The sequence below is a fragment of the Falsiphaeobacter marinintestinus genome (assembly GCF_007923355.1).
Lineage (GTDB): Bacteria > Pseudomonadota > Alphaproteobacteria > Rhodobacterales > Rhodobacteraceae > Phaeobacter_A > Phaeobacter_A marinintestinus.
The window spans coordinates 289,882-309,550 of the sequence record NZ_VOGO01000005.1 but is presented as its reverse complement, the minus strand read 5'-3'; the positions used below and the strand labels follow the sequence as shown (position 1 = coordinate 309,550).

Genomic DNA, 19,669 nt, shown 5'->3' with positions numbered 1-19,669 from the left:
GCGGCCTCAGTTGCCGGTATCGACAACGACGCCGACAATTGGCCCCAAAGAGAACCCTGAATCGTTGCGCCCGATCTGCGGTGCATAGATGCGCGAGATGTTGCCATCAAAATACAGCGCATTGGGCAGGCCCAGACCATTGCGAAACAGGCGGGCGAATTCATGGAATGTGACGGGCTGACGCGACAGAACAAACGCGACCCGTTTGCCATCTGCGCTGGTGCCGACGCCATTGCGGATATAGCGCGACGTGCTGTCGGGCAGGAACCGGGGGTGCAATTTGCCATCGATCACCAGCATCGGGCCGGATTGCGTGGCGAACTGGCAGTCTGGTGTCTGCTCCAGGTAAGCCAGCGTTTCGATCACGTCCGCGCGGTTTGGGCGAATGCAGAACACGCCGTTGGGCAGCAAGCCGAAGTTTCCGGGGCCTGCGTTCGGGATCACCTGTTTTTGCGACTCGCCGTTTTCAACATAATGGCCCACAGGCGATCGGTCGCTGTGATACATCCCGGCGTTCATCGCGAAGGCCAGCTTTTTACCTCGGTCCGTCAGCATCTGATCGACCGCGCCGAACTGGCCCAGTACCTTGCCGTCAGTGCCATTCAGAAACAGCCGCAGATCTTCGGACGCGTCAGCCTCGCACAGGACATAGCGCAGGCTGTCGTGGCTGATGTTGCGACACTCCACGGCTGCAGCCGGCACAGCGCAACACAGCACCAACACGGCCAGCAGGGCGCGGATCACTCGTCCAGATCCCTTTGCACCGACTCCTGCGACAGCATCCGCCGGGTGTCGTCCATCCGGTCGAATGTCTCGTCCAGCTGGAACCGCAGATCGGGCGCGTATTTCAGCCCGGTCTTCTTGCCGATCGCGCGCCGCAGTTCACCCTTGTTGCGGGCCAGCAGCTTTAGCACGTCTTCTTGCCCCTTGCCGCCGAGAGGCAGCACATAGGCGGTCGCGATTTTGAGGTCGGGCGAGGTGCGGACCTCGCCGACTGTGATCGACATACGGTTCAGATCCGGGTCGTGAATGTCGCCACGGGCCAGCACTTCGGACAATGTCCGCCGGATCAGTTCTCCGACGCGCAACTGTCGCTGCGATGGGCCGGGTCCATCATGAAACTTGTTCTTTGCCATATCCCCGATCTACGCCTTCGTCGGGGCTTTGCCAAGCGTGCGGGATCGGATAGGACGCAAGGATTGCAAATCGGAGGCCGCCACATGACACATAAGCCGGGTATCGTCGTTACCGGAGCATCGGGCCGGATGGGTCAGATGTTGATCCAGACCATTACCGACAGTGACAAGGCCACTCTGGTGGGCGCGGTCGAGCGTGCGGGTCACGACTGGATCGGACAGGATGTGGGCACTGCGATGGGGGGGCAGGCCCTTGGTGTTACTGTGACCGACCAGCCGCTGGACGCCTTTGCCAAGGCGCAGGCCGTGATCGACTTCACCGCCCCCGCAGCAACGCTGGAATTTGCCAAGCTTGCGGCTCAGGCCCGCGCCGTGCATGTGATCGGTACCACCGGCATGACGGACGAACAGATCGCAAAACTGGCCCCTGCAGCCCGCCACGCCGTGATCGTGCGGGCCGGGAACATGAGCCTTGGTGTGAACCTTTTGGTACAACTGACCAAAAAGGTGGCTGCCGCGCTGGACGAAGATTTCGACATCGAAGTGATCGAAGCCCATCACCGCCACAAGGTCGACGCTCCGTCCGGCACAGCGCTGATGCTGGGCGAAGCCGCCGCCGAAGGGCGCGGAGTGACCCTGTCGGAGGTTGCGGATCGGGGCCGTGACGGCATCACTGGCGCCCGCGAAACCGGGCACATCGGGTTCTCAGCGATTCGCGGCGGTGACATCGTTGGCGAACATGACGTTTTGTTCGCCGCACCGGGTGAACGCATCGTGTTGCGTCATCTGGCATCAGATCGCGCAATCTTTGCCCGTGGCGCGCTGAAGGCGGCCCTGTGGGGGCAGGACAAATCCCCCGGTGAATATGACATGATGGACGTTCTTGGAATCTGATCGTCGATTTGAGTGATCCGACTCGCAACAAGGCGCGTATCCCCTTTGATAACTGAGGGGGGTAATGATGAGAATTCTGTTCAGTCTTGCGCTGGTTCTTGGCACCGCAGGGGCCGCGAGTGCCGAGTTCACCACGGTGGTCGATGCCGAACGGTTCCGCGATCTGATCACGGACAAGGTTCTGACGCGCCCGTTGATCCGTCTCAAAGTATCGCCATCGGGTCAGATCGAAGGTACCGGAGCTGCCATCGCGGTGCAGGGCAACTGGAACTGGCGCAACGGCTTTTTCTGCCGCGACCTCAGCTGGGGCGAGCGCGATCTGGGTTATAACTGTCAGGAAGTGCGCGTAAACGGCAGCCGGATCCGGTTTACATCTGACAAAGGAAACGGGGATTATGCCGATTTCTCGCTGAAGCCGAATTAAGACTTACGCTTTACCCGGTCGCTGATCACCTGAACGATCCCACCGATCACCAACCCCCAGACGGCCGCGCTGAGACCCAGCAAGGCGACCCCGGATGCTGTGACCAGAAACGTGATTGCTGCCGATTGGCGATAATCAGCTTCTTCCAACGCGGCCACGGTCGAATTTGCGAATACGCCAAGCAGTGCGACGCCCGCAACGGTTCCTAGAACCAGCGGCGGTGTCAGCCCGGCGAACCCGGTGATCACGGCGGAAAACAACCCGATTGAGCAATAAAACACGCCTGAACTTGCCGCAGACCAGTATCGCTGCGCCGGATCCGGGTGTGATTCTTCATTCGCACACATTGCAGCGGTAATCGCTGCAAGGCAGGTGGCCAAAGCCCCGAAGGGCGCGCTCAGGATGCTCGCCAAACCGACCGAGGCAACAGACGGACCCGAACGAGGTTGATAGCCATAGCTGCGCAGCACCGCCAACCCGGGGATGTTCTGCGTTGCCATCGTGACGATGAACAGCGGCAGGCCGATGCTTAACAAATCGGCAATGTTGAACTCAGGCGCGGTCAGAACGGGTCGTCCGATCAGCTGGTCAGGCGCGGGCAGGTCGAACCCGGCATTCGCTGCGACGACAAAGGCGGATACCAGGACCGCCGCCGGAACCGCGAAAACGCGACTGAACAGGCTGACGATGAACCATGTCAGGATGATCGGCAGTGCCATCATCGGGATTTCGGCCAAGGCTTGAAACGGTTTGATACAAAGCGACAGCAACACGCCCGCCAGCATCGCCTGCGCCAAAGGCACGGGGATCATGTTGGTCAGCCGGTTCAGTGGTTTCCACAGCCCCGCAATCACGGTTAGTGCACCGGCCAGCAGAAACGCGCCAACGGCTCCGGCGAACCCAGCCTCGGGTATTTGTGAGGCCGCCAAAAGGGCGGCACCGGGCGTTGACCAGGCCACGCTGACCGGTTGCTTTGACCACAGGCTAAGCGCAATCGCAGACAAGCCCATCGCAAAAGACGCCGCCATCAGACCAGAGGCTTGCTGAGCAGGGGTCGCGCCCATCGCATCCAGCCCCTGAAGCACCACGGGAAACGAGCTGAAAAACCCGACAATCGCGACGACGAATCCGGTCGAAACAGTTTGCAGTGGGGGAAGGGTTCGGCTCATACGGCGGCCTCGTCAGGGGATCTGGGCGCAACCTGACGGGATGGGGCAGCGGATGCAAGCCGCCCTTTGATCGCCAATCAATCAGAAATCGATTGCGATACCTTTCTTTTCCCAATCGCCAAAGCGCACCGGTTCAGGGCCATCGCGACCGCCCAGTTCCTTGGGCATGTCCTTGGCGGCTTTTTCGGCAGCGCGGCGGCGATCTTCGGCCTCGGCCAATGCGCGCCGGGCGGCGGGGGGCAGATCGGATTGCAGAGTTTCGTCGGTCATGACGGGTTCCTTTGTTCCTGACCTGTGATATACGCTCTCGTCCCGCAAGGGCAAGGGAAGCAAAGGACGCAGGATCATGGCCGACACCGGTATCGCAGCACGACGCAGCGCGATCAATCTGCTCGATCAGGTGCTTGGCGAGGGACGGTTGCTGTCCGAATGCCTTGGCGCGGGCATGCTGGACAAGTTGGCATCCGAAGACCGGGCACGGGCGCAACGTCTTGCTGTCGAAACCCTGCGCGGGATGGAACGTGCTGATCGCCTGCTGGCGCGGCATCTGCGTAAAACCACACCGCTGCCGGTTCACAACGCGTTGCGGGTCGGGACCATTGAACTGGTTCAAGGCGCCGCGCCGCATGGCGTGGTGAACGCCATGGTCGCGATTGTCAGCAAATCCCGCCGCCACAGCCATCTCAAGGGGCTGGTCAACGCCGTGTTGCGCAAGATTGCGGATGAAGTGCCTGAGGCCTGGAACAAGCTGCGGGTTCCGCGTCTGCCGAAATGGCTGCGCAGCCCATTGGTCAATGCCTGGGGGGCAGAAGCCGTCGCAGGGATGGAGCGCGCGCATTTCGAAGGCGCGCCATTGGATCTGACCTTGAAGCCGGGTGCAAACCCGCACCTGCAAGACGCCGAAATCCTGCCCACTGGGTCGCTGCGTTTGCGCGCGCCGGGGCAGGTCAGCACCTTGCCTGGGTTTGAGGCTGGTGACTGGTGGGTGCAGGACGCCGCCGCTGCCCTGCCCGTGAAAGTTCTTAATCCACAGCCCGGCGAAACCGTTTTGGATCTGTGCGCCGCGCCGGGGGGCAAGACGTTGCAACTGGCGGCTGCCGGGGCGGACGTGACCGCGCTCGACATTTCTGAGACACGCATGGGTCGGGTCCGAGAGAACCTTGAACGGACAGGTCTGACCGCCCAGATCGTGACTGGCGATGCGTTGGAGCATGATGGGCAATACGATGCCGTCCTGCTGGACGCGCCTTGCTCGGCAACTGGCACCATTCGGCGCCATCCTGATCTTCCGCAGGCCAAAGACGGGTCAGAATTTGGCGAGCTGATCGAATTGCAGGCCCGGATGCTGGCGCATGCCTGGGCGCTGGTCAAACCCGGCGGGCGGTTGGTCTATTGCACCTGTTCACTGCTGCCGGACGAAGGCGAAGTGCAGATTGAAGAGGCGCTGGGCATTCTTGAAGGTGCCAGTGTCGACCGGTCGGTTCTGAGCCTGCCCGGCGTTGACGCTGACTGGCAAACCGAAGAAGGCGGGTTGCGATTGCGGCCAGATTACTGGCCTGAGGCGGGCGGAATGGACGGATTTTACATCGCTTGTGTACGCAAGGCTGCCTGACCGCGTTTCTCCGGTGACTTGAAACCGATCTCGGGGTATGCTGCTGCCAAAACGCCAAAGCGCGTATGAGGCAGAGCATATGTCCACAGGTGACACCTTCACCAGCCGGAAGAACCGGTTCCTGAATCGTTTTTATGCCCGGCTCAGCCGGCGCAAACGCGGTGTCACGGCCTTTGTGTCCCAACCCGAACCCCGCACAATCGGCAGCTTTGCCCGCGGGCGGCAACTGGCGGCCGGCAATCTGTTATTCGCCGGGTATCTCGTCGAATCGACAGGCGAAAGCCTGTGGTCGGTTGAGGCTCCGAACGCCGCGTTTGACGAAGAACGCCATGGGTTTGCGTGGCTGGACGATCTGGCGGCCCTTGGCAATCTGGCTGCACGGGAAAAAGCGCAGGCATGGGTGTGGGACTGGATCGATGAATTCGGCAACGGGCGCGGGCCGGGCTGGACACCTGAACTGACCGGACGGCGTGTCATTCGTTGGATCTGCCATGCGCCGTTTTTGTTGCGGGGGCGGGAAAAGGAAGACAGTGAAGCATTTTTTTGCGCCCTGTCGCAACAAACATGGTTCTTGTCGAAGCGCTGGCCGGGGGCTGCACCGGGCCTGCCACGGTTCGAGGCGCTGACCGGTCTGATCTATGCGGGATTGTCGCTGGAAGGCCGCGAAGAACTGGCCGATCCCGGGGTCCGCGCTCTGGCACATGAATGCAATGAACAGATTGATGATCAAGGTGGCTTGCCGACCCGCAACCCCGAAGAGCTGCTTGAGGTCTTTACACTTCTCAGCTGGGCGGCCCAGGCTTTGCACGAAGCCGGACGTGGTACTGCACATGCCCATACCGAAGCGATTGAGCGTATCGCGCCAACCTTGCGAACCTTGCGCCACGCCGATGGCGGGCTGGCCCGGTTCCATGGCGGCGGGCGCGGGTTAGAGGGGCGTCTGGATCAGGCACTGGCCAACAGCCACACGCGTGACCGTCATGCTGACGGGCTGTCGATGGGGTATGCGCGTTTGTCGGCGCACCGGACCAGTGTCATCATCGATGCAGCGCCCCCACCGAAGGGCAGCGCATCTTACAACGCGCATGCCTCGACTCTGGCGTTCGAGCTCACGTCTGGGCGTCGACCGCTTATCGTCAATTGCGGTTCCGGTGCGACATTCGGGCTGGAGTGGCGGCGGGCCGGGCGCGCCTCGCCCTCGCATTCGACCCTGTGTCTTGACGGATACTCGTGCGCGCGGCTGGCTGATCCTGAACGTGGCAGTGGGCGCGAGGCGTTGGTCGATGGCCCCAAAGAGGTTCCAATTGAGATCTCGGAAGTCAGCGATGGCCTGCGGTTTCAGGGCGGTCACGATGGGTATGCGCAAACCTTTGGGCTGACACACGCCCGGTCACTGGAGCTGACTTTTGACGGGCGCGGTCTGGCGGGCGAAGACATGTTGCTGGCCATTGACGAGCCCTCGAAGAAACGCTTCGACAAGGCGATGGATGCTTCTGTGCTGACCGGTATTGGGTTCGATATTCGTTTTCATCTGCACCCGGACGTCGACTCGGCCTTGGATCTGGGCGGCGCTGCGGTTTCGATGGCGCTGAAAAGCGGCGAGATCTGGGTGTTCCGGCATGACGGCGGGTTCAACCTTGCGATTGAACCAAGCGTCTATCTGGAAAAAGGCCGCCTGAAACCGCGCGCCAGCCGACAGATCGTACTATCTGGCCGCGCGATGGATTTCGCCACCCGGGTGCGCTGGTCGCTCAGCAAGGCGCAGGACACAGCCGTCGCCATCCGCGATCTGAATCGGGATGACGACGTGACCGAGGTGGATTTGTCGACCTGAGGCAGAGCCGATGTGGCCAGCAAAGCATGTGATTTTGGCCCTTGCGGCAATAGGATCACAAACAAGAGGTTCTATCCCGCCGGGATATGGATTATGCCGCAGCGCAGATAACCGGCTTTCTCCCGAGGACCCTTATGACCGATCTCTACCCTGTCCGCCGCGCCCTTCTTTCCGTATCCGACAAAACCGGCCTTGCCGAGCTGGGCAAGGCCCTCGCCGCGCGCGGGGTCGAGTTGCTCAGCACCGGGGGGACTGCGGCAGCGCTACGGCAGGCGGGGCTTGAGGTTATAGATGTGGCCGAGGTGACCGGCTTTCCCGAGATGATGGATGGTCGTGTAAAGACCCTGCACCCGATGGTGCATGGCGGTCTTCTGGCGCTGCGTGATGACCAGTCGCATGTGGCCGCGATGGAGCAGCACCTGATCAATCCAATCGACCTTCTGGTCGTCAACCTCTACCCGTTTGAACAGACTGTGGCCGCTGGTGCGGATTATGCCACCTGCATCGAAAATATCGACATTGGTGGGCCAGCCATGATCCGCGCGGCGTCGAAGAACCACGCTTTTGTCAACGTCGTTGTGGATGTCGAAGATTACGCCCCGCTGCTGGCCGAGCTTGAGGCAAACGACGGTCAGACAACCTATGCATTCCGCCAGAAACTGGCGCTAACCGCCTATGCCCGCACTGGCGCCTATGACGCTGCCGTATCGACCTGGATGGCCGATGCGATTGGCGAAACAACCCCGCGCCGCCGGGTGTTTGCGGGCACCTTGGCCCAGCCGCTGCGGTATGGCGAAAACCCACATCAGTCGGCAGCGTTCTATCTGGATGGATCCGACCGGCAGGGCGTCGCGACGGCCCAACAGCATCAGGGCAAGGAACTGTCTTACAACAATATCAACGATACGGACGCTGCGTTTGAGCTGGTGGCCGAGTTTGATCCCGCCGCCACCGCTGCCTGCGCGATCATCAAGCACGCCAATCCCTGCGGTGTTGCGACCGGCGCGACCCTGCTCGACTCTTACAAGGCCGCATTCGACTGTGACCGCACCTCGGCGTTCGGGGGTATTGTCGCGCTGAACCAGCCGTTGGATGCTGAAACGGCCAGCGCCATTGTCGAGATCTTTACAGAAGTCGTCATCGCGCCCGGCGCGTCCGACGACGCCCGCGAGGTCTTTGCGGCCAAGAAAAACCTGCGTCTTCTGACCACCGATGGTCTGCCCAACGTGCTGGATACAGCACACACCGTACGTCAGGTGGCAGGCGGTCTGCTGGTACAGGACAAGGACGCCGGGTTCGTCGGCATGGATGATCTGAAGGTCGTCACCAAGCTGGCCCCGACGCCAGAGCAGATGCAGGATCTGTTGTTCGCCTGGAAGGTTGCCAAACACGTCAAGTCAAACGCCATCGTCTATGTCAAAGATCAGGCCACCGTTGGCGTCGGCGCCGGTCAGATGAGCCGGGTCGACAGTGCCCTGATCGCCGCCAAAAAGGCGGAACGCATGGCTGACGTGATGGGCTTGCCCGAACCGCTGACCAAAGGCTCGGCCGTGGCATCTGATGCATTCTTCCCCTTCCCTGACGGGTTGTTGGAAGCTGCGGCGGCTGGTGCGTCCTGTGTTATCCAGCCGGGCGGATCGATGCGCGACAACGACGTGATCGCCGCTGCGGACGACGCCGGGCTGGCGATGGTGTTCACCGGCATGCGCCATTTCCGACATTGATCAGGTAGGTGGGTATGTCGATTTTGTTTTGGGCCGGGTTTTGGGCTTTTCTGGCGGACCAGATCACCAAGTATCTGGTTGTTCACGTCATGGGCTTGTCCCAGAAATACGTGATCGATGTATTTCCACCGCTTCTGAACCTGCGCTACGGCGAAAACACCGGGATCAATTTCGGCCTTCTTGAAAGCGGCAGCGATGCCGCGCGCTGGGTCCTGATTGCGTTTTCGCTGATCGTTTGCTTCGCCGTGTTCTGGTGGGTGCGAAAGCCTGAACATGGACGTTGGATGCAGATCAGCGCCGGCTTCCTGATCGGCGGCGCGCTGGGCAATGTGGTCGACCGGCTTCTGTATGGCTATGTGCTGGATTTCCTGAACACCAGTTGCTGTGGCATCAACAATCCCTTTGTCTTTAATGTGGCAGATATCTTTATTTTCATTGGCGCTGCCGGGCTGATACTGTTCGAGGGAAAATCCAAAGGCAAAAAGGCATCGTGACCTTTTCAGCCGAATGCGGTAAAACGCGGGAAAACAGGCAGGAGTAACTGACATGCGTGTGCCGTTCGGAGCGGTCATGGCAATTGCCGCGTTAGCGGTGACAGCGTGTGGCAACAAACCATTGCACAACATTCGCCAGACCGGAGACGGTCCGGACGAATTCAGCATCCTGCCGTCCAAACCCCTGACCGCGCCAAAGGACTATGCGTTTCTGCCGCCACCGACGCCCGGTGGTGGAAATCTGACCGACCGCGATCCAAGTTCGGAAGCGATCATTGCGCTTGGAGGGCGGGCCTCGACCCAGTCGACAACACAGATCCCGTCCTCTGATGCCGCTCTGGTCACCGCCAGCAGCCGTCATGGTGTTGAGCCGGACGTGCGTGACTCTCTGACCCAACAGGATGAAGAGTTTCGAAAGCGTCAGGGCCGCCTGACCGCGATCAAGCTGTTCCCGGTTGATCGCTACGAACAAGTGTATCGCAAACAAAAGCTTGAGCCGTTTTCGCAGGCGGACGCGTTCCGCCGCGCTGGCGTTGCAACACCCTCTTCGCCACCAGAAGAAGACTAAGCTGCTCACAAAAGCGCTAGGGCTTCTTGAACCGGGGGTAAGAGCGCGTACCTTGTCCCACGAATGAACGGAGGAAGCCGAATGTTCCGAACCACTCGGGCTGTTGCCCTTGTCGTGGCAGGCTTGGCCGCGCCAGTTGTCGCCGAAGGCGTCGACGATCAGGTCACAACATACACGCTGGATAATGGGATGGAGGTCGTGGTTGTCGAAGACCACCGGGCTCCGGTTGTTCAGCACATGGTCTGGTATCGCGCCGGATCGGCGGATGAACCGCGCGGCGCATCAGGCGTTGCGCATTTTCTGGAACACCTGCTGTTCAAAGCGACCGAGAACCTCGAATCAGGCGAGTTTTCTCAGGTGGTTTCTGCCAATGGCGGCAATGACAACGCGTTCACCAGTTATGACTATACTGCCTATTATCAGCGGGTTGCCGCCGACCGGCTAGAGCTGATGATGAGCATGGAAGCCGACCGCATGGTGAACCTGCGGTTGACCGAATCCGACATCGCCACCGAGCGCGACGTGATTTTGGAAGAGCGCAACCAGCGCACCGAAAACAACCCCCGCGCCCTGTTCAGAGAACAGATGGGGGCCACCCAGTATTTCAACCATCGCTATGGCGTGCCGGTTATCGGCTGGAAGCACGAGATGGAAACGCTGGATTTGGATGATGCGCTGTCGTTCTATGACATCTACTATTCCCCGAACAACGCGATCCTTGTGGTGTCGGGCGATGTGGACCCGGACGAGGTGCACGAACTGGCGAAAACCTATTACGGCGCGATCCCGGCCAACCCCGAATTGCCCGAACGGTTCCGAACAAAAGAACCACCGCAGACTGCTGCACGGCGTCTGAGTTTCGAAGACCCGCGCGTTGCGCAGCCTTACGTCAGCCGGTCCTACCTTGCCCCGGAACGTAATTCCGGCGACCAGGAAAAGGCAGCCGCGCTGTATCTTCTGTCTGAATTGCTGGGGGGTGGAACCACATCGTATCTTGCCGAAAAGTTGCAGTTTGATACCCAGGTCGCCGTATATACCGGGGCGTTCTACAATGGGGGCACGCTGGACAATACGACCTTTGATGTCGTCGTTGTTCCCTCTGACGGTGTGTCACTGGAAGAGGCCGAAGCGGCAATGGATCAGACCTTGGTCGATTTCATTGCGGATGGCGTTGATAAAGAACAGCTGGATCGCATCAAGATGCAACTCCGCGCTTCTCAGATCTATGCCCGTGACAATGTTGACGGCATCGGCAACCGCTATGGTCGGGCCATGGCCATAGGTCTGACCGTCGAAGATGTGCAGGCCTGGCCCGAAGTGCTGCAAAACGTGACCGGGGATGAAATCATCGCCGCCGCGCGCGAAGTTTTGCAACGCGAGACGTCAGTGACCGGCTGGCTGATGCGTGACGAGGAGATGACCCAATGAGATCGCTGTTTGTCGCTCTGTTTACCATGTTCATGACCATCCCCGCCTGGGCCGAGGTCAAAATTCAGGAAGTCACCAGCCCCGGCGGGATCACCGCCTGGCTGGTCGAAGATCACTCGATCCCCTTCACCGCGCTTGAACTGCGGTTTCGCGGCGGAACAGCGCTGGATGCACCGGGCAAACGCGGTGCGATCAACCTGATGACGGGACTGCTGGAAGAAGGCGCGGCCGATCTGGATGCGCGCGCCTATACGCGTGCACTGGAAACGCTGGCGGCAACCTTCGGGTTCAGTTCCGGGACGGATCAGCTATCGATATCGACCCGGTTCCTGACTGAAAACCGCGACGATGTTATCGCATTGCTTTATGACACCATCCACGCGCCCCGCTTTGATCAGGATGCGATTGACCGGGTTCGTGCACAGGTGATCTCGGGGTTGAAATCAGACGCCAAAGACCCGAACGCCATCGCCGGGAAAACCTTCCGCGAGATGGCATATGGCGACCACCCCTATGCAACAGACGGCAATGGAACCATTGAAACGGTGTCCGGCCTCACCCGCGATGACCTGCTGGCCGCGCATCAGGCCGTGTTTGCCCGTGACCGGCTGTATGTCGGCGCGGTGGGCGACATCACCGCCGAAGAACTGGGCGTGTATCTGGACCAGCTGTTTGGCGACCTTCCCGAAACCGGCGCACCGATGCCGGGTATGGCCGAGGTCAATATCGACGGCGGGATCACCGTCGTGCCTTACCAAACCCCGCAGTCCGTGGCGATCTTTGGCCAGCCTGGCATTGACCGTGACGACGACGATTTCTTTGCGGCCTATATCATGAACAACATCCTTGGTGGTGGAACGTTCGAAAGCCGCCTGATGGACGAAGTGCGTCGCAAGCGTGGCCTGACCTATGGCGTCTATTCCTATCTTGTGCCCAAGGACCGCGCTGCGGTTTACATGGGCAGCGTTGCATCGGCCAATGACAAGGTCGCCGAGGCGATTGATGTTATTCGCGCCGAATGGGTGCGCATGCAAACCGAAGGTGTCACTGCGAAGGAACTGCAGGACAGCAAGACCTATCTGACAGGTGCCTATCCTTTGCGGTTTGACGGTAACGCGCAGATTGCCGGGATCATGGTCGGGATGCAGATGCAGGGCCTGCCGATCGACTATATCGCGACACGCAATGACAAGGTGAACGCTGTCACCCTGGACGAGATCAACCGGGTCGCCGCAGAACTGCTTGACCCTGACAAGTTGCGTTTCATTGTGGTTGGCATGCCCGAAGGGATCGAGACCGGCACCAACTGACGTGCCGGCCTGTTAAGACGGTGCTACTGGCCCGGAACTTGCAACTGTTCCCAATACTCAGTGCCACGTCCCCTGTCCCATCGGCTTTGGCTGGGGAACGCGGGCGTGCGCACAGCCAGCGCAACGCTGCTGTAGATGGCAAACCCGACCGGATCCTGCGCCATAAGGCCAATCAACTGCGCCAGATCTGGTGAGGTTTTGTCTGATTTTGCGGTCAGTTCGGGGATCAGATCCGACAGTTCCGACAATCCCCGGTCTTGACGCCTGCGTACCCGGACAAGATTGTCGAACCCTTCGGTGATCGGCCAGGAATAACTGTGCGGAACTTCGTGCATTTCCGAAGTTGCAAAGTGGCTGCGTACAAAGAAGTCGTCTGAGATCACATCCGGTATCCGCGTCCACCGCGCGCGCCCTGCGGCGTTCACCCCAAAGACCCCGCACCCCGGTACGCCCTGACACATGAACGGCAGTTTCGCCCAGAACCGGGCATAGCGTTCTGACACCATTGTTCTGGCTGGCCGTATGCTGGGTCGTCCGCCGGCATAGGCCGGTTCGGGCCGATCCAGCGCTTCGGCGATCCCCCCGATCAGCCCCGGCGAAACGTGCACATCGGCGTCAATGAAGACAATGCTGCCATTCTGCGCGGCGCGACTGCCCGCGTTCATCGCTCGTGGTTTGCTGCCGGTTGGCTGGTCGATCACCTGAAAGGACCAGCCCTTTCGTTTGAAAAGCGGGGCAAGGCTTTGTGCTTCTTCGACCGTCGCGTCCTGACACCCGTTTGCGACGACAATGACGTCAACGGTGCCGTCGAAATATGTCCCATATGTCGGGTCATGCGACGCCAGAACATGGCCCAGGCAGGCGCCGATGTACCCTTCTTCGTTATATGCAGGGATAATGACGGAAATCATGGAATCCTCCGAACCGGCCAAAGCCGTTTGCGCACGATCCCCACCAGGCGCCTGGGTTTGCGGAAAGGGGCCACCTTGCCGGTTAAAACTCTGGTCATCTCTTCAGGCGATAGCCCGGCCTCGATGCAATTGCGCGGGCGGATGAAATTGCCCTGTCGAACCCGTCCATAATCACTGGTGTAAAGCGCGCTGAATCCTTCACTGATCAGGTGCGAAATCACCGCGCGATCATAATATCCGAAGGGGGCTGCTGCCTTGGTGATTTCGGATCCCGACAGCGCTTCCAGGGTTTGCCGAGCGGTCCGGAATTCAGCAATGCGCCCGGCCTGATTCAACCGCCGCCAGTCGAGGTGGCTGTGGCCGTGCAGCCCGATCTGATGCCCCGCTTGTGCCATGGCGGCCACGTCCCGCTCTGCCAACGCGCCGGGTCGCCCCAGTCGGTTTGTCAGAACAAAAAACGTCGCCTTCAAGCCACGTGCATTCAGTTCAGGCAACGCGATCTCGGCATCCGAGGCATTACCATCGTCAAAGGTGATTTCGGGACGATCCGGTCCCATCGCGACGATCTGGTCCAACACGTCTCGAAAGTCAGAACGCGTCAGCCAATATACGTCTTCGCCCGGCTCCAAACGACGACCGGGTGTACCGATGCCGTGGAAAATAACTACGTTATCTGTAAAGGGCGGGGTCTGAACCAATGTCTTGCCTCAAAGTCGATTTACCTTGGGTAAACCGTTTTTGAGGCAAGAGTTTGGCGAATGCCGTGGGATTGTGCGGCAAGCCGGGTGCTAAATCAGCCCCTTGAGGACATCGATCTCAACATCGCGCCCATCTGCTGGCCAAACTGGCCCGATCCGCGCTGATACAAGGCTCCGTCGACATTGATCACCGTCCCCGAAACATAGCTGGCCGCGTCAGACCCAAGGAACAGGCACATGTTGGCCATGTCGGTTTTGGTGCCCATGCGGCCCAGCGGAACGCTGTCAACAACGGCCTGACGGGCCTGGGGTGTCGGGGCCAGCCGGTCCGCGCCTTCGGTTTCATCAATGAAACCCGGTACGACCGAATTGATGCGAATACCTTCGACACCCCATTCCAGCGACAAGGTACGCGTGATCTGGTCGACACCCGCCTTCGCCGCGCAGACATGCGCCTGACCTTCATAAGGTATGAATGCCTGAGGCGCCGAGATATTGATGATGCTTGCGCCTGGGCGTTTCAGGAACGCGTACCCGGCCTTCATGACATGGATCGTGCCCATCAGGTCAATGTCGATCACCGTCTTGAAGGCATTGACCGACATCTCTGACGCCAGCGCCGGAAAGTTGCCCGCCGCGCCCGAGATCAGCACATCGAAGTCGCCAAAGGCGTTGTGAAACCCGGCCAACCCATCGGCCACTGCCTGCGGGTCGCGCACATCGAACGCCGCGCCCATCGCCTGTGTGGCCCCAGCGGCTTGCAAGGCCGCGACCGTATCGTCGACCTTGTCCTGACTGCGGCTGGCGACGGCGACCTTCGCACCATGGCTGGCATAGGCCTCGGCCACCCCGCGGTTGATCCCGCTTGTGCCGCCAACCACCACGACTACCTTATCTGCAAAATCCAGTTCAAGTGCCATTCGTCTCTCTCCCTATTCGCCGTACGGCACCCAGACCGTTTTGACCTCGGTCGCCGCATCCAGAAACGCGCGGCTGTCGCGTGCGTACCAATCCCGCGCGTGGCCGTTGTTGACCCAGGTCCGTTTGAGGTTCCCGGCGGCTTCGCGTTCGATTACACCTGACAGATCGGTCGAAGAAAAGCTCCAAACCGCATCCAGATTCAAATGTGCTGCCATCACGGGGGCCAGTTCAGAGTGGCTGCCTGTCAAGATGTTAATCACACCGCCCGGCACGTCCGAAGTGTCGAGGATTTGATAGAAATCCGTCGCCACCAGCGGGAACGGTTCAGATGCGGCCAGCACGATCCGGTTGCCCATGGCAATCGCCGGGGCCATCACCGATACCAGTCCCAAAAGGGGGGCCTCATCCGGGCACAACGCCCCGATCAGCCCCACGGGTTCGCGCATTGCCAACGCCACACCCCGGATCGGAACATTGCGCACCTGACCGTCGAACTTATCGGCCCAGGCGGCATAAGTGAACAGGCTTTGGATGGCTGCGTCGACCTCTTTCGCGCCGTGGCGCTTGCCCGTCATCTGGTCGATGCGGTGGCCAAACTCCTCGGCGCGGGCCGACAGGTTCTCGGCGATATAATACAGGATCTGCGCCCTGAGATGCCCGGTTGTCTTGGCCCATCCCGCAGCACCCTGCGCCGCTTCGACAGCGTTGCGCACGTCCTTGCGACTGCCCAGCCCGACATGGCCCAGCAACGCGCCGGTTTTACTCCAGATCGGTTTCGAATAGCCGCTATCGGGGCGCGCCTGCTTGCCGCCCACATACATCTTGGCGGTCCGATCAATCGCGTCTGCCGGGGCGCCATCGCCCTCAAGCGGGACCAAACGGTTCAAAGGTTTGTCTGTGGCTTCAGGCCGGGTGTAGGCCATCAGCCCCTCCCATCCGCCTTCGCGACCAAACCCGCTTTCGCGCACTCCGCCAAACCCGGCGGCCGCATCGAACATATTGGTGCCATTTACCCAGACCACACCTGCGGCCAGCTTTGGCGCGATATCCAGCGCCAGGTTGACGTTTTCGGTCCAGACCGTCGCGGCCAGCCCGTAGCGGGTGTTGTTGGCCAAAGCCACGGCATCGGTAGGCGTACGGAACGTGGTCGACACCAGAACGGGGCCAAAGATTTCTTCCTGCATCAGCGGGTCGGACGTATCCAGACCGGTGATCAGGGTCGGCGGATAGTAACACCCCGAAATGGGGAGTCCGGCTGCCGATTTGTACACTTCGCCCGCACCGCTGGACTCAACCATCCGCGTGATACTGTCCAGTTGCACGGGATCGACCACGGCGCCGACATCGATACACTTGTCCAACGGGTTGCCGATGCGCAGCTTGTCCATTCGCGCCTTCAGCTTGGCATAAAACGCCTCGGCCACCGGTTCATGTACCAAAAGCCGCGATCCGGCGCAGCAGACCTGCCCCTGATTGAACCAGATCGCATCGACCAGCCCTTCGACGGCTGAATCCAGATCGGCATCGTCAAACACGATGTAGGGTGACTTCCCGCCCAGTTCCAAGGTCAGCGCTTTGCCTGTTCCGGCTGTGGCGGCACGGATCTTGCGCCCCACCTCGGTCGATCCGGTAAAGGCGATCTTGTCGACATCCGCCTCTACCAGCATCTCGCCAACGACCCCATCGCCGGTCACGATGTTCACGACCCCCTTGGGCACCCCGGCCTGACGGCAGATGTCGGCAAACAGCAACGCGGTGAGCGAGGTATATTCGGCCGGCTTCAGAACAACGGTGTTGCCCATCGCCAAAGCTGGCGCGACCTTCCACGCCAGCATCAGCAGCGGGAAGTTCCACGGGATGATCTGGCCGCACACGCCAACAGGCGCGCGGTCTGTCAGCTCTTCTTCCATAAGCTGCGCCATGCCGGCGTGATAATAGAAATGCCGCTGCACCAGCGGAATATCGATATCGCGGCTTTCGCGGATCGGCTTGCCGTTGTCCAGCGTTTCCATCACCGCAAAAAGACGCGCGTGTTTTTGCACCAACCTCGCCAGCGCATACAGATACCGCGCGCGGCCCGGCCCGCCCAGACGGGCCCATATTGGCTGTGCCTTGCGGGCGGCGGCTACTGCCCCATCCACATCCGCCTGAGTGGCCTGGGATAGCGTCGCCAAAGTCTCACCCGTTGCCGGGTTTCGGCTGTCAAAGCCGTCGGCAGGCTCAGTAAAGGCACCATCGATGAAATGCCCGAACCGGTCGCCCTGATCGACCAGCCATGCCAAGGCTTCGGCGGCACTTTCGGGGGCAGGGCCATACTCCATGGTGTTGAATATCTCTTTCACGCTCATGGCTTCTTCTCTTTCCAAATACTCACAGGCACGACGCCAGCAGCGGGCGTTTCATCCGATGGGGTGGCGATACCCAGCGGAATAAGCGCCGGTGACATGGTGTTCCAACTGCCGTTCGATATCGCCCAACAGCGATGATGCGCCAAAGCGAAACAGGTCAGGTTCCAGCCAGCGGTCGCCCAGTTCTTCTTTCATCAGGCTCAGATAGACCAAAGCGTCCTTGGCTTTCGATATCCCGCCCGCAGGTTTGTACCCAACCCGGTAACCGGTGCGCTCGTAATAGTCGCGGATCGCGCGGATCATCACCAACGACACGGGCAGGGTCGCGTTGACGCTTTCCTTGCCGGTCGACGTTTTGATGAAATCGGCCCCTGCCATCATGCAGATCAGCGACGCACGGGCGACATTGCGCAGGGTGCCCAGTTCTCCGGTTGCAAGGATCGCTTTGACGTGGGCATCGCCGCAGGCGGTCCGAAAGGCGCGCATCTCGTCATACAATGCCTGCCAGTTGCCCGACAGAACGTTACGGCGCGAGATGACGATGTCGATTTCCGCCGCCCCGGCTTTCACGCTTTCGTCTATCTCGGCAAGACGCAGGTGAAACGGCGACAAGCCGGCCGGAAACCCGGTGCTGACAGCGGCCACCGGGATGCCCGTGCCCTGCAATGCGGCCACAGCAGGCGCAATCATATCGTGATAAACGCACACCGCGCCGACTGTGATCGGGTCCATACCAAGCGCGGCCAACAGATCGGCGCGCACGGGCTGGCGCGCCTTGGCACACAGTCTGCGCACGCGGTTGGCTGTGTCATCGCCTGACAAAGTCGTCAGATCGATGCAGGTGATGGCCTTCAACAGCCACGCCGCCTGAAAATCCTTTTTGACCGACCGCCGCCCCGGCAGTGTCGCCGCCCTGCGTTCGATGGCCGAGGTGTTGGCCTGCGCCGCGCGCACCCATTGCATATCCAGTTCCATCCCCGGATTGCGCGGTTCAGTCACCTGCGGAAGCGTTGTCGTGGTTTGGCTTGGGCTGTTCGTGTCCATGGGTCTTCCCGGGATCGTTTTGACCGGCAGGCTTGCATGGGGCAGGAAGCTTGGCAAGCCAGAGCGCAGCGGAATGCCCTTAAAATAGGCGGTTCGCGCAACTCTTATTGCGAATAAGTCGCAACTGCATTGACTTAGTTGAGAATCGTTCTCATATTCATCAGGAACTTGCGTGAAGGACCGAGTCGATGGATCGCAGAACTGCTTTGAAACTGGCCGCCGGGGCCGCGATGCTGCCATGGGCAGCGCGCGCAGCTTCAGCCGCACAGCCTTTGCAAGTGGTTGCGACCACCGGCATGATTGCCGACGCCGCGCGTCAGGTCGGGGGCGATCAGGTTCAGGTCAAGGCGCTGATGGGCCCGGGTGTTGACCCACATGCTTATCGCCAGACCCGTACGGATATCGTGGCAATGACCCGCGCCGATCTGGTGTTGTGGCACGGGCTGTATCTTGAGGCCCAGATGCAGGACTTTATGCACGGGCTGGCGCGCAAGCGTACGGTTGTTGCTGTGGCCGAAGCGATCCCGAAGGATTTGCTGCGCGGTCACGATGATTACGCAGACAAGTTTGACCCCCATGTCTGGATGACCCCAATCCTGTGGGCGCGCGTCGTCACCGAAGTTCAGCGCGCCCTGACCGAAGCGCGCCCCGAGGCCGCAGACCTGTTTGCCGCCAACGCCGCCGCGCATCTGGCCGATCTCGAACAACTGTCAATCTATGCCAGCAACAGTCTGGCTAAAGTGCCCGAACACGCCCGCGTTCTTTTGACCGCGCATGACGCGTTTGGCTATTTCGGCGATGCCTATGGATTCGAGGTTCTGGGTATTCAGGGCATTTCAACCGAAAGCGAGGCCGGGTTGAACCGGATCAGCGCCTTGGTCGACACGCTGGTTGATCGCAAGATTGCAGCTGTATTTGTCGAAACCTCGGTGTCAGACCGCAACATTCGCGCCATCGTCGAAGGGGCGGCCTCGAAGGGGCACAAAGTTCGCATCGGGGGCGAGCTGTTCAGCGACGCCATGGGGCCGGACGGCACATACGAAGGAACTTATGTCGGCATGATCGACCACAACGTGACCGTGATTGCCGGGGCCTTGGGCGCCGACGTGCCGCTTGGCGGTATGAACGGTAAACTCGCAGCGGGGAGTTGATTG

The 19,669-nt window shown here is 60.5% G+C and carries 19 protein-coding genes; 10 read left to right on the top strand and 9 right to left on the bottom strand.

Translation table 11 applies throughout. The annotated features are described in order from the left end of the window. Positions 1-6: 6 nt before the first annotated feature. A complete protein-coding gene (locus FOY56_RS13370) occupies positions 7-744 on the bottom strand; it encodes a phosphodiester glycosidase family protein (protein ID WP_146346341.1) in 738 nt (245 codons plus the stop codon). Further along, entirely contained in the window at positions 741-1,136 is a 396-nt protein-coding gene (rbfA, locus tag FOY56_RS13365; protein WP_146346340.1) for a 30S ribosome-binding factor RbfA, read from the bottom strand. The genes FOY56_RS13370 and rbfA overlap by 4 nt, the downstream gene beginning before the upstream one ends. Positions 1,137-1,220: 84 nt before the next feature. Between rbfA and dapB the strand changes: the two genes are divergently transcribed. Both dapB and FOY56_RS13355 read left to right on the top strand, forming a co-directional pair. Next, positions 1,221-2,030, top strand: a complete 810-nt coding sequence (gene dapB, locus FOY56_RS13360) for a 4-hydroxy-tetrahydrodipicolinate reductase (RefSeq protein WP_146346339.1) — start codon at positions 1,221-1,223, stop codon at positions 2,028-2,030. 67 nt (positions 2,031-2,097) lie between these two features. Further along, complete coding sequence (locus FOY56_RS13355) at positions 2,098-2,454, top strand: dihydrodipicolinate reductase (RefSeq protein WP_246139482.1); 357 nt, start codon at positions 2,098-2,100, stop codon at positions 2,452-2,454. Here the strand turns inward: FOY56_RS13355 and FOY56_RS13350 are convergent. Together FOY56_RS13350 and FOY56_RS13345 are read right to left on the bottom strand one after the other, a co-directional pair. Continuing rightward, complete coding sequence (locus tag FOY56_RS13350; RefSeq protein WP_146346337.1) at positions 2,451-3,623, bottom strand: benzoate/H(+) symporter BenE family transporter; 1,173 nt, start codon at positions 3,621-3,623, stop codon at positions 2,451-2,453. The two genes, FOY56_RS13355 and FOY56_RS13350, sit on opposite strands and share 4 nt — an antisense overlap. Before the next feature lie 81 nt (positions 3,624-3,704). Further along, the gene (locus FOY56_RS13345; RefSeq protein WP_146346336.1) at positions 3,705-3,893 is read right to left on the bottom strand and encodes a DUF1674 domain-containing protein; all 189 of its coding nucleotides are present in this window, start codon (positions 3,891-3,893) and stop codon (positions 3,705-3,707) included. A 76-nt stretch (positions 3,894-3,969) separates the two neighbouring features. Between FOY56_RS13345 and FOY56_RS13340 the strand changes: the two genes are divergently transcribed. From FOY56_RS13340 to FOY56_RS13310, 7 genes are all read left to right on the top strand, one after another. Further along, positions 3,970-5,235, top strand: coding sequence for an RsmB/NOP family class I SAM-dependent RNA methyltransferase (locus FOY56_RS13340; RefSeq protein WP_146346335.1), 1,266 nt, complete (start codon positions 3,970-3,972; stop codon positions 5,233-5,235). A gap of 79 nt (positions 5,236-5,314) precedes the next feature. Further along, positions 5,315-7,069, top strand: a complete 1,755-nt coding sequence (locus FOY56_RS13335; RefSeq protein ID WP_146346334.1) for a heparinase II/III family protein — start codon at positions 5,315-5,317, stop codon at positions 7,067-7,069. Between the two features lie 134 nt (positions 7,070-7,203). Next, a complete protein-coding gene (purH, locus tag FOY56_RS13330; RefSeq protein ID WP_146346333.1) occupies positions 7,204-8,793 on the top strand; it encodes a bifunctional phosphoribosylaminoimidazolecarboxamide formyltransferase/IMP cyclohydrolase in 1,590 nt (529 codons plus the stop codon). Positions 8,794-8,807: 14 nt separating this feature from the next. Next, positions 8,808-9,287, top strand: a complete 480-nt coding sequence (gene lspA / locus FOY56_RS13325) for a signal peptidase II (protein ID WP_146346332.1) — start codon at positions 8,808-8,810, stop codon at positions 9,285-9,287. 52 nt (positions 9,288-9,339) lie between these two features. Further along, complete coding sequence (locus tag FOY56_RS13320) at positions 9,340-9,855, top strand: DUF3035 domain-containing protein (protein ID WP_146346331.1); 516 nt, start codon at positions 9,340-9,342, stop codon at positions 9,853-9,855. 81 nt (positions 9,856-9,936) lie between these two features. Continuing rightward, positions 9,937-11,283 carry a M16 family metallopeptidase gene (locus FOY56_RS13315; protein WP_246139481.1) on the top strand — a complete coding sequence of 449 codons (1,347 nt, stop codon included), beginning with the start codon at positions 9,937-9,939 and terminating at the stop codon, positions 11,281-11,283. Further along, positions 11,280-12,593 (top strand): M16 family metallopeptidase, encoded by a 1,314-nt coding sequence (locus FOY56_RS13310; RefSeq protein ID WP_146346329.1) that lies wholly within the window; start codon positions 11,280-11,282, stop codon positions 12,591-12,593. The genes FOY56_RS13315 and FOY56_RS13310 overlap by 4 nt, the downstream gene beginning before the upstream one ends. A 23-nt stretch (positions 12,594-12,616) precedes the next feature. On the opposite strand, the gene FOY56_RS13305 is transcribed toward FOY56_RS13310, so the two are convergent. The 5 genes from FOY56_RS13305 to deoC form a co-directional block, all read right to left on the bottom strand. Further along, positions 12,617-13,504, bottom strand: coding sequence for a glycosyltransferase family 2 protein (locus tag FOY56_RS13305; RefSeq protein ID WP_146346328.1), 888 nt, complete (start codon positions 13,502-13,504; stop codon positions 12,617-12,619). Continuing rightward, positions 13,501-14,202: a polysaccharide deacetylase family protein gene (locus tag FOY56_RS13300; protein WP_146346327.1), complete on the bottom strand. Its 702-nt coding sequence runs from the start codon at positions 14,200-14,202 to the stop codon at positions 13,501-13,503. The genes FOY56_RS13305 and FOY56_RS13300 overlap by 4 nt, the downstream gene beginning before the upstream one ends. A 95-nt stretch (positions 14,203-14,297) precedes the next feature. Beyond that, positions 14,298-15,122, bottom strand: a complete 825-nt coding sequence (locus FOY56_RS13295) for an SDR family oxidoreductase (protein WP_146346326.1) — start codon at positions 15,120-15,122, stop codon at positions 14,298-14,300. Positions 15,123-15,134: 12 nt separating this feature from the next. Next, positions 15,135-17,471: an aldehyde dehydrogenase family protein gene (locus tag FOY56_RS13290; protein WP_146346325.1), complete on the bottom strand. Its 2,337-nt coding sequence runs from the start codon at positions 17,469-17,471 to the stop codon at positions 15,135-15,137. A gap of 51 nt (positions 17,472-17,522) precedes the next feature. After that, entirely contained in the window at positions 17,523-18,515 is a 993-nt protein-coding gene (gene deoC / locus FOY56_RS13285; RefSeq protein ID WP_146346324.1) for a deoxyribose-phosphate aldolase, read from the bottom strand. A 188-nt stretch (positions 18,516-18,703) separates the two neighbouring features. Between deoC and FOY56_RS13280 the strand changes: the two genes are divergently transcribed. Next, on the top strand, positions 18,704-19,666 hold the full coding sequence (locus tag FOY56_RS13280; protein ID WP_146346323.1) for a metal ABC transporter solute-binding protein, Zn/Mn family: 963 nt from the start codon (positions 18,704-18,706) through the stop codon (positions 19,664-19,666). Positions 19,667-19,669 lie beyond the last annotated feature (3 nt).

Excerpts from the sequence above, each read along its gene's own strand:
- rbfA (WP_146346340.1), bottom strand. The coding sequence starts at position 1,136 with ATGGCAAAGAACAAGTTTCATGATGGACCCGGCCCATCGCAGCGACAG.
- dapB (WP_146346339.1), top strand. The coding sequence starts at position 1,221 with ATGACACATAAGCCGGGTATCGTCGTTACCGGAGCATCGGGCCGGATG.
- FOY56_RS13355 (WP_246139482.1), top strand. The coding sequence starts at position 2,098 with ATGAGAATTCTGTTCAGTCTTGCGCTGGTTCTTGGCACCGCAGGGGCC.
- FOY56_RS13350 (WP_146346337.1), bottom strand. The coding sequence starts at position 3,623 with ATGAGCCGAACCCTTCCCCCACTGCAAACTGTTTCGACCGGATTCGTC.
- FOY56_RS13345 (WP_146346336.1), bottom strand. The coding sequence starts at position 3,893 with ATGACCGACGAAACTCTGCAATCCGATCTGCCCCCCGCCGCCCGGCGC.
- FOY56_RS13340 (WP_146346335.1), top strand. The coding sequence starts at position 3,970 with ATGGCCGACACCGGTATCGCAGCACGACGCAGCGCGATCAATCTGCTC.
- FOY56_RS13335 (WP_146346334.1), top strand. The coding sequence starts at position 5,315 with ATGTCCACAGGTGACACCTTCACCAGCCGGAAGAACCGGTTCCTGAAT.
- purH (WP_146346333.1), top strand. The coding sequence starts at position 7,204 with ATGACCGATCTCTACCCTGTCCGCCGCGCCCTTCTTTCCGTATCCGAC.
- lspA (WP_146346332.1), top strand. The coding sequence starts at position 8,808 with ATGTCGATTTTGTTTTGGGCCGGGTTTTGGGCTTTTCTGGCGGACCAG.
- FOY56_RS13320 (WP_146346331.1), top strand. The coding sequence starts at position 9,340 with ATGCGTGTGCCGTTCGGAGCGGTCATGGCAATTGCCGCGTTAGCGGTG.
- FOY56_RS13315 (WP_246139481.1), top strand. The coding sequence starts at position 9,937 with ATGTTCCGAACCACTCGGGCTGTTGCCCTTGTCGTGGCAGGCTTGGCC.
- FOY56_RS13310 (WP_146346329.1), top strand. The coding sequence starts at position 11,280 with ATGAGATCGCTGTTTGTCGCTCTGTTTACCATGTTCATGACCATCCCC.
- FOY56_RS13305 (WP_146346328.1), bottom strand. The coding sequence starts at position 13,504 with ATGATTTCCGTCATTATCCCTGCATATAACGAAGAAGGGTACATCGGC.
- FOY56_RS13295 (WP_146346326.1), bottom strand. The coding sequence starts at position 15,122 with ATGGCACTTGAACTGGATTTTGCAGATAAGGTAGTCGTGGTGGTTGGC.
- FOY56_RS13290 (WP_146346325.1), bottom strand. The coding sequence starts at position 17,471 with ATGAGCGTGAAAGAGATATTCAACACCATGGAGTATGGCCCTGCCCCC.
- deoC (WP_146346324.1), bottom strand. The coding sequence starts at position 18,515 with ATGGACACGAACAGCCCAAGCCAAACCACGACAACGCTTCCGCAGGTG.
- FOY56_RS13280 (WP_146346323.1), top strand. The coding sequence starts at position 18,704 with ATGGATCGCAGAACTGCTTTGAAACTGGCCGCCGGGGCCGCGATGCTG.